Source organism: Clostridioides sp. ES-S-0005-03 (assembly GCF_020658455.1).
Classification (GTDB): domain Bacteria; phylum Bacillota; class Clostridia; order Peptostreptococcales; family Peptostreptococcaceae; genus Clostridioides.
In genome coordinates, this window is the sequence record NZ_JACVWI010000001.1 from 2,010,687 (window position 1) to 2,019,723 (window position 9,037).

The 9,037-nt window shown below is 27.2% G+C and carries 6 protein-coding genes, 1 tRNA gene, 1 rRNA gene and 1 other RNA gene; 1 reads left to right on the forward strand and 8 read right to left on the reverse strand.

Features of this window, described 5'->3' with window-relative positions; genetic code table 11:
• Positions 1-103: 103 nt before the first annotated feature.
• The 6 genes from galE to rnpB form a co-directional block, all read right to left on the reverse strand.
• A complete protein-coding gene (gene galE, locus IC218_RS09170; protein ID WP_227432353.1) occupies positions 104-1,117 on the reverse strand; it encodes a UDP-glucose 4-epimerase GalE in 1,014 nt (337 codons plus the stop codon).
• Positions 1,118-1,139: 22 nt separating this feature from the next.
• On the reverse strand, positions 1,140-2,015 hold the full coding sequence (galU, locus tag IC218_RS09175; RefSeq protein ID WP_285894577.1) for a UTP--glucose-1-phosphate uridylyltransferase GalU: 876 nt from the start codon (positions 2,013-2,015) through the stop codon (positions 1,140-1,142).
• A gap of 193 nt (positions 2,016-2,208) precedes the next feature.
• A complete protein-coding gene (locus tag IC218_RS09180) occupies positions 2,209-2,529 on the reverse strand; it encodes a hypothetical protein (RefSeq protein ID WP_227432352.1) in 321 nt (106 codons plus the stop codon).
• Positions 2,519-4,510 (reverse strand): hypothetical protein, encoded by a 1,992-nt coding sequence (locus IC218_RS09185; RefSeq protein ID WP_227824252.1) that lies wholly within the window; start codon positions 4,508-4,510, stop codon positions 2,519-2,521. Before IC218_RS09185 ends, IC218_RS09180 begins: the two co-directional genes overlap by 11 nt.
• A gap of 122 nt (positions 4,511-4,632) precedes the next feature.
• On the reverse strand, positions 4,633-7,143 hold the full coding sequence (locus IC218_RS09190; RefSeq protein WP_227824253.1) for an SPOR domain-containing protein: 2,511 nt from the start codon (positions 7,141-7,143) through the stop codon (positions 4,633-4,635).
• Between the two features lie 276 nt (positions 7,144-7,419).
• Positions 7,420-7,754: RNase P RNA component class A (rnpB, locus tag IC218_RS09195), an RNA gene on the reverse strand.
• Positions 7,755-7,885: 131 nt separating this feature from the next.
• Between rnpB and srtB the strand changes: the two genes are divergently transcribed.
• Complete coding sequence (gene srtB / locus IC218_RS09200) at positions 7,886-8,572, forward strand: class B sortase (protein WP_285891634.1); 687 nt, start codon at positions 7,886-7,888, stop codon at positions 8,570-8,572.
• A gap of 221 nt (positions 8,573-8,793) precedes the next feature.
• Here the strand turns inward: srtB and IC218_RS09205 are convergent.
• A tRNA-Thr gene (locus IC218_RS09205) sits at positions 8,794-8,868 on the reverse strand.
• Between the two features lie 77 nt (positions 8,869-8,945).
• Positions 8,946-9,037: ribosomal RNA gene (locus IC218_RS09210) — 23S ribosomal RNA — on the reverse strand; the annotation flags it as partial.

The window sequence follows — 9,037 nt, forward strand, 5'->3', positions numbered from 1 at the left end:
TCCCCCTCTTTTAGAAACATAACTACACGCCTCTAATTATAACATAAAATTACCAATATCTTGTATTTACAAATTTGTTACATTTACCCCTTTAATATACATTTTATGCTTCGTATCCATTTGGATTCATACTTTGCCATCTCCAAGAATCTTGGCACATTTCTTCAAGTTCATATTTAGCTTTCCATCCAAGTTCTTTCTCTGCTTTTGATGAATCTGCATAACACATTGCTACATCTCCAGCTCTTCTTCCAACAATTTTGTATGGTATCTCTTTTCCACTGGCTTTAGAAAATGCTTTAACTAAATCAAGAACACTATATCCTTTACCAGTTCCTAAATTGTAAACAACAAGTCCTGGATTTTCTTCTAATTTTTGTAATGCCTTTACATGACCAGCAGCTAAATCTAATACATGTATATAATCTCTAACTCCAGTCCCATCATGAGTTGGATAATCATTTCCATATACACTTAGTTCTTTTAATTTACCCACTGCTATTTTTGTTATATAAGGCATTAAGTTACTTGGAATTCCATTTGGTTCTTCACCAATTCTTCCACTCTTATGAGCACCTACTGGATTAAAATATCTTAAAAGTGCTATATCTAATGACTCATCTGCTTTTGATATATCCACTAACATCTGCTCTATCATAAGCTTAGTTCTTCCATATGGATTAGTTACAGAAAGCGGGAAATCTTCTAATATCGGACAAGTATGTGGATCTCCATATACAGTAGCTGATGAACTAAATACAAATTTCTTAACACCATATTCTCTCATTAATTCAAATAAATTTAATGTACTTATTAGATTATTGCTATAATATTCAATTGGCTTTTCTACTGATTCTCCAACTGCTTTTAAAGCTGCAAAATGTATAATAGATTCAATATTATTTTCTTTAAATACAGTGTGCATTTCATTTTTATTAGTTATATCAATATTATAAAATTTTACTTGTTTTCCAGATAATTCTCTAATTCTATCAACTACTATTGAGTTACTATTACTTAAATTGTCAACTATAACAACTTCATAACCTGATTCTAAAAGTTCTATTGCTGTATGGCTTCCTATATATCCTGCTCCTCCAGCTACTAAAACCGCCATAGTAATTACCTCTTTTCTAAATTTATTTTTCGCTTACTTTTTTTCTCATATAAGCCATTAAATCATCTTTTAGATTTTCTCTTTTTAGAGCAAAATCTATTGTCGCCTCTAAAAAACCAATCTTATCTCCCACATCATACCTTCTTCCTTCAAAATTATAAGCATAGATAGCTTCTTGTTTTCCAAGAGTTTGAAGTGCATCTGTTAACTGTATTTCTCCACCCTTTCCAGGTGTTTGTTTCTCTAATATATCAAATATTGCAGGAGTTATTATATATCTTCCAAGTATGGCTATGTCTGATGGTGCTTCTTCAATTGCAGGCTTTTCAACCATATCTTTAACTTTATAAACCCTATCTTCTATATGTTTTATATCCAATATTCCATATTTGTTTGTATCTTCTTTAGCTATCTTTTGAACACCTAGTACAGTTGTTTTATATTCATTATAAGTATCTATTAATTGCTTTAGACAAGGCACATCTGAGTCTACTATATCATCACCTAATAATACAGCAAAAGGTTCATCTCCTATAAAACTTTTTGCACAGTAAATTGCATGTCCAAGACCTTTTGGCTCCTTTTGTCTTATATAGTGAATATTTACCATATTTGATATATCTCTTACCATTTCTAGCATTTCTGTCTTACCTTTTTGTTCTAATTCTAACTCTAATTCAACTGATTTATCGAAATGGTCTTCTATAGATTTTTTATTTCTACCTGTTATTATAAGAATTTCTTCAATTCCTGAGTCTATAGCTTCTTCTATTATATACTGTAAAGTTGGTTTATCTACTATAGGAAGCATTTCTTTGGGCTGTGATTTTGTTGCTGGTAAAAATCTAGTTCCTAGCCCTGCTGCTGGTATTATCGCTTTTTTTACTGTCATCTGCATTTTTTCACCCTTCTTCGTAAATTTTCTCTTGTACCAAATTAATATACCATATTTATACTTTTTCTTCAAACTCTATATTATCCCAATTCTTAACATTACAAGAACATAAAGGTAGATGAAATTTCATCTACCTTTAGTTTTTATAAGTTAATATATTATATTGTCTATATTCTACCTAAAACTCACATAGGTACTAAATTTCATCCAAAATACCCTTTATATCACTATCTATATCATCATCCAAATATGAATCTAAATCTTCTAAATCCACTTCTAATTCTTGATATGTCATGTCAACACTTACATCTTCATCTATATCCATTTCTGATATTAATTCTCCTAAGATGCTATTTCCATCAGTATCTAAATCTCCATCTATATCTTCACTTATATAGTTTTCATTCAAGACTTCATCTAAATCAATCTCATAATAAACTTCATTATTTTTTTCATCACTTGAATTCAGACCTAAAAACTCATAATTAAAATTCCATACATTGTATTTACTTGACATACTTCATTCCTCCTGTGAAAAACATATTTTCATCTAGCTTATTGGCTCCATAATCAACAGAATTATATATTTTTTCAATTATGTCTTTTCTTCTTTCATTTGTATTATTATTTAATGTCAATTGTCTAAATACATATGTATTTGTTATTCTCTCGAATAATACTTCTTTTATACTATCATCATTAATATTTTTATAATTTTTCCATAAAACTTCAAATAACTTAAACATCTCTCTACTAGTTTCATCCACATAGTAAGGATACATATTTTCTACTAAATGATTTAATCTTGATATAGCTTGTTTTAAAAATACATCCAAGTTTGCACTTTCACTTTCCTTTAACATCCTATAATTGTATCGCTTCTTATCTTCACCTGATATTACAAATATAATATTATCTAAACTTTTTTCAACTCCATCTAAATAACTACTTATATTGTATGATAAATCAAAGAATAAATTTTTAATCTGTCTAAATACTTGTACATCAAGTTTTGCATTATACTTTTCAAATAACTCTATATCTTGATTTTCTAATATTCTTGGAGTATAAGCTGATATCAAGTCTAAATTATTTCTCTGTTCTTGTATCTGATTATAAAGTGCATTTATGACTTCTATTCTTATTTCATCATTCAGTTCTCTTTCTAATACTTTATCAAATTCAGATTTCATGTAATAAATATTTCCAAAGAAATTAAATATTATCATATCATTCATAGCTTTAGACCAATTTTTATATAAAATCTCAACAGAAACGTCTTTAAGTAGTGGTTTTTTTGCATATATAAAGACATCTTGCATAAGTTTTTGAACCATACTTCTACTTAAATTTAAAATTATTTTTTGATTATTAAATTTTATTTCTGTTTCTACAAAATCAGAATTTTTACTTTCAATATCTCTATTAATTACAATATCTTTAACATCACTATTTTTTATAGATATAATTTCTTTTTGGAAAGACTTCATTATTGTTAAACTATTAAAATCTTCTTGGATAAAAAATGGGGCATGTTTTAATGTATATCCTACTATTTCATTTTCTATATCTTTTAAATCCTCTATTTGCATAGCTTCTTTATTTTTATCATTTATGTGCAAGTTAAATACATTTTTATTATCATATAATATAATGTCTTCTCCTAAAATTAACTTTGAACAATTATCTTTTGTTGACTTAACAATAGTTTTTTTAGACTTCTTATTTATAAAAATAAGTTGATCCTGATATTTTACTAAAAGCATATTAGTATTTTTATAATCAAATCCATCTATATTTCCTGATATTTTACAGAATACTATCTCACAATCTTTAGGAAGATTTCCTATTTTCTTATTATCTTTAACTCTCTCACTTAAATCGGCTGGAACTATATTTTCTACATTATTATTAAATATAGAAATAGACCTTACTATAAGACCTTCTCTTTCCATATGAAAATAACCCTTTAGAGAAACTCTCTTATCTTCTAAAATATATCTTTCTATATCATCAAAGTTTATTTCAAATCTATTTTTTCCACTGATAAATATAAACTTTTCATTATCTTTATTAATTCCACCCATATAAAATTTATTATCATCTAAACTCAAGATAGTCATGTTGTCTTTTAAATAAAATATAAATTCTCTTTGGTTCTTACAAATTAAATCATATTCATCTAAAGTTATTTTCATAGTTAAACTTGCTGTAACATTCTTACTTGAATTCTCACTTTTTATATAAAAAGGCAAGTTATCTCCATAAATGATTATTTGAGAACCTTCTAAAACTGCTTCTAACTTTTTTTTATTATCTGAAAAACTATATATATATTTTACCCCTGATTCATCATTAGCTTCATCTGCTTTGCTGATTATAATATTACCTAAATTTGTTATATGAAGTTTCTTAGATTCTTTTGAATATCTACTGATACCACTAAGCTCAAATCCATCTGAAAGCTCATATATAATTTTTTCTCCTAATTTCAACATACCTTCACCGCCTAAACAAAATTATAATTATTTTCTAAAGGTGAATAAAATGTCTCAAAATAAATAATATCTTTTAATACTTTTTATTTTGAGACATAATTCGTCCTTATTTAATAAATATCCTAAGCACCTTCAACTATTTCTTCATAAAGTTTATCTAAATGTTTAACATATTCACGATATCCAGATTTATTTTTTAACTCACTTCTTAAATCTTCATATTTTTGTCTAAGTTCTTCAGCACTTAATGAAGGAGCTGATTCTTTCAAATCTTCTAATTTGTAATCATAGTACTTATCATACATCGCTATATATGTATCAATAGATTTCTTAGCTAATTCATTACATTTTTCTTGTGCTTCTCCATACTCAGAATAATCACCTATCTTCACTTTATAATATCCATTCTCTTGAACTATTGTTGAAGAAATACCTTTAGCTTCATATTCTTTTGCTGTTTCTTTTGCTGTTGCTTCAACTTTAAGTGAACCTGCATAGACAGTATAATATACACCTTTACCGTCTTTATATGCTTCCATCTCTTTTGCTTTCTTTTCAGCTTTTTCTTTTTCCTCTGCTTTTGCCTTTTCTTCTGCTTCTTTCTTCTCTTTTTCAGCTTTTGCTTTCTTTTCTTCTTCTGTTTGTTTATTGTTGGCTTGTTGCTGAGTTGGTGCTTTTGGAGGTGTCGTGTCTTTATCATTTTTCTTGTTATTGCCTACTGTTATAAAGTATCCTACACCAACAATTGCCACTATAACTATAGCTATAATAGTCTCTTTTAATCTGCTTTTTTTAGAACCAACCTCTTCATCATCTATAGAATCTTCTTCATTTGATTCATAATTTTTTATTTCTGTTTTCTTTTCCTTAGAATTAGACTTAGAAGAATGTTTAGACTTTTTGCTATTTTTTTCTTTCTTGTTAATAGGTATTACTACTGATTTTTCACTTTCTACCTTTTTTTCTTCTGCTTCTTTTGGCATTTCATCACCTAATCCCTTACTTTCTTTTTCAGATTTAGGCTCATTACTTGCTGATAGTTTTTTATCTAACTCATCATTATTTATTGGTTTTTCTATTTTTATGTTGCGTTCTTCTTCTAAACTTTGGTTTATTTCTTCTAAGTTTTCTATATTTTCCTTAATAGATTCATCAGCTTCACCTGGAACTGTATCAGAAGTATTATCTAATCCAATCTCTTCCTTTTCAGTTTCTTCTAGCACATCCTCTTTTTTGCTTTCCTTTTTCATAAATCCAAATAATTTATCTTTTTTTCTACTCTTCTTATTTTCTGGTTCAATTATTTCTTCTTTATTTATATCATGATCTTTTTCAATATCTTCTTTATTTTCTATAGCATTCTCTACATTTTCATTCTTATTAATTACTTCTTCTTTAGTATCTTCCTCTATAGAAATGCTACTTCTAAAACAAACATCTTTATCTGCATTTTTTATCATATAAATATATTCTTCAATATCAATGTCTTTATTTTTTCTAGTTCTCTTTGATACAATATCGTGATTTTCTAATTCAGAAGATTTATCTTTTAGAACAATGTGTGCTTCTTCCCAAACATTTTCACTAATTTCTGTTTTATTTTTAATTACATAATCTATGAATTCCTTAAAATTTTCAGCACCAAATTCTCCAATTATAGTTAATCTCATCGCACCTTCTATAAGGTCTCTATTTCTTCTCTTCAAAAATTCTAATGCAACTGTTGCACAAACAAAGTCTTTAATAACTTCTCCACCAAAGCCATATCCTTCAACATAAGGAAGTTCTTCTAACCCACATAATTTTTTATATTCATTATATACAGTTTGAGATATACTTTCATCATTTAAACTATTTAGTTTATCCATAAACTTTGCTTCTACATCATTTATCTGCGGTTCTTTTCCTAATTCTGACTTTTTAACTGAATTTAATAAAACATCATTTTCTGAATTATCTTTACCTAATTGTAAATCTTCAATTTCTGTTGCTTTTATATCTTCACTGCTTTGTTCAGAATTCTCTTCTATATTTTTAGGTACTACCTCTTTGCTACTAGCTAATATCTTATTTACACAGAATATTATTTCTCTTTTTAGTTCTCTTTTAGCATCAGCTTGATTCTTAAGAAATAAACTTGCACAATCTTTCTTTTCTAAACTTATCTTTCTAAGTGTTATATTAAGAAGGTCTTTATATAGATTTAGAACCTTATAATCCTTTTCTAAACGTCTTCGTCTCTCTAATAGGTCCATTTTATCATAAGCTAAAAAACTACTTAAATCGTTGGCTTTTAGACAGTCTAAACCATCCTTCATTGCCTTATTTACATACTTTCTACATTTAGCTGTAGTTAATTCTAATTCTTTCTCTAATTCATCTATTTCAGGTATGTATTTATCTACTATCCATTTCCCGATAAGCGGTTCTGTATTTCTTGCTAATGTTTTATAAAACAATATATTAAATTTTAAAAGCTCAGCATATTTTGCTTCATTGAATTCTACTTTTTCAAATTTCTTTTCTAAAACACCTTCTAATTTTTCATTTATCTTAGACTCTTGTTTTAAAAAACTTGCTGTGACATTTAAAACAGTATTTCTTATTATATTATTTTCACTCAAAACCTTCACTCCTTAAATCAATTATTTTATTGTGATATTTACATTATGTAAAATTACTAATTTGATTATGATATTTTAATAATTAGTTACTAAATTTACTACATCTTATATCATATCATATTATTTACATCATTTTACTTTTTCTTTTTATATCCATCTTATATTATACCATTTTTAATATCTGTACTAACTTATATTACAATATTCCACAAAATTTTGAAAGTAAATTAGACAAATTTGCAAATAAAAAAACATCAGTTTAAACTGATGTTTCACCTATCGAAAAAATTAAGCAAGTCTATAAGCGGAGTTCTGTATTAGATAATCATCTTTCTAGGCTTATTGTCACCAATAAGCTCAAGCGACCTACCTACCGGAGAGTACGAGCAGCACTCTTTATTCCTATCTTGGTCTTGCTCCAGGTGGGGTTTACATAGCCAACTAGTCGCCTAGCTGCTGGTGAGCTCTTACCTCGCCTTTCCATCCTTACCACTTAAGTGGCGGTTTATTTCTGTTGCACTATCCTTAGGATTGCTCCCACTAGGTGTTACCTAGCACCCTGCTCTATGGAGCTCCGACTTTCCTCATGTAAAATTACATGCGATTATCTGGCTTACTTAATATTCATTTTACTTAGCTATATTATCATAAATACTTAAGTATGTCAAAGTAATATTATACTAAAAATTTAAATTTCTTCAAAAATAGTGTAATATAGGTATATAAACTATTATTTATGATTTGAGGTGGAATGTTGAAAAAATTATATAGAGTAATAATTAATATTATATTAATATTAGTAATAATCTATAGTGGATTTAATATATGCTTAAAGCTTAGCAAGTACAGCCATGATACTAAAGTATCTGCTCAACTTCAGAAAAAAGAAAATAAAAAAGAAGACTTATTAAAAATAAACAAAGATTTTAAGTTTTGGCTTTCTGTTGATAATACAAATATAAATTATCCAGTTGTACAATCTAAAGATAATTCTTATTATCTTGACAAAGACTTTTATGGTAAAAAATCTATCTCAGGTACATTATTCATGGATTATAGAAATAAATCTCTGGATGACCAAAATGTTATAGTATATGGACATAATATGAAAAACAAAACAATGTTTAATAATCTAAATAAGTTTAAAGATGATGATTTCTTTAAAGAAAACAATCAAATAAAAATCACTATGGATGGAAAAGAATTATTATATGAAGTATTTTCTGCCTATATTGTAGAATCTGATTATGATTATCTAAAAACAAGCTTTAATAGCGAATCAGACTATCAAAAATACATAGATGCTATTACTTCCAAATCATTACATAAATCAAATATGAAAGTAAGTAGTAAAGATAAGATAGTTACACTTTCTACATGCACTTATGAATTTGATGATGCTAGAATGGTAATCCATGGCAAGTTAGTTTCAAATTAAATATACATGTCTTTTTAACAATTCTTACACAAATAATCAAATTTTTGCGTTAAGGTATTCACATACAGATTAAAATAATTATTTTAATCTGTATAGCTATTTCTTACTTAATAGCTATTTTTTACTTAAATTTATCAATTTCCTGTCTATTTCTATAAACTATATAAAATAATAAATATATTATATAATAAAAAAGACTATGTTAAAAACATAGTCTTTACTGGAGCTGGTGATAGGAATCGAACCTACAACCTGCTGATTACAAGTCAGCTGCTCTACCGTTGAGCCACACCAGCACACTTATTCTATTGTGAGTTAAATTAACACTCTAAAAACTGCATATATATTTTAATTAATGAACATCAAATAAATATTGGTCAAGTCCTCGACCTATTAGTATCGATAAGCTAAATACATTGCTGCACTTACACCTTCGACCTATCAACCAGATAGTCTTTCTGGGGT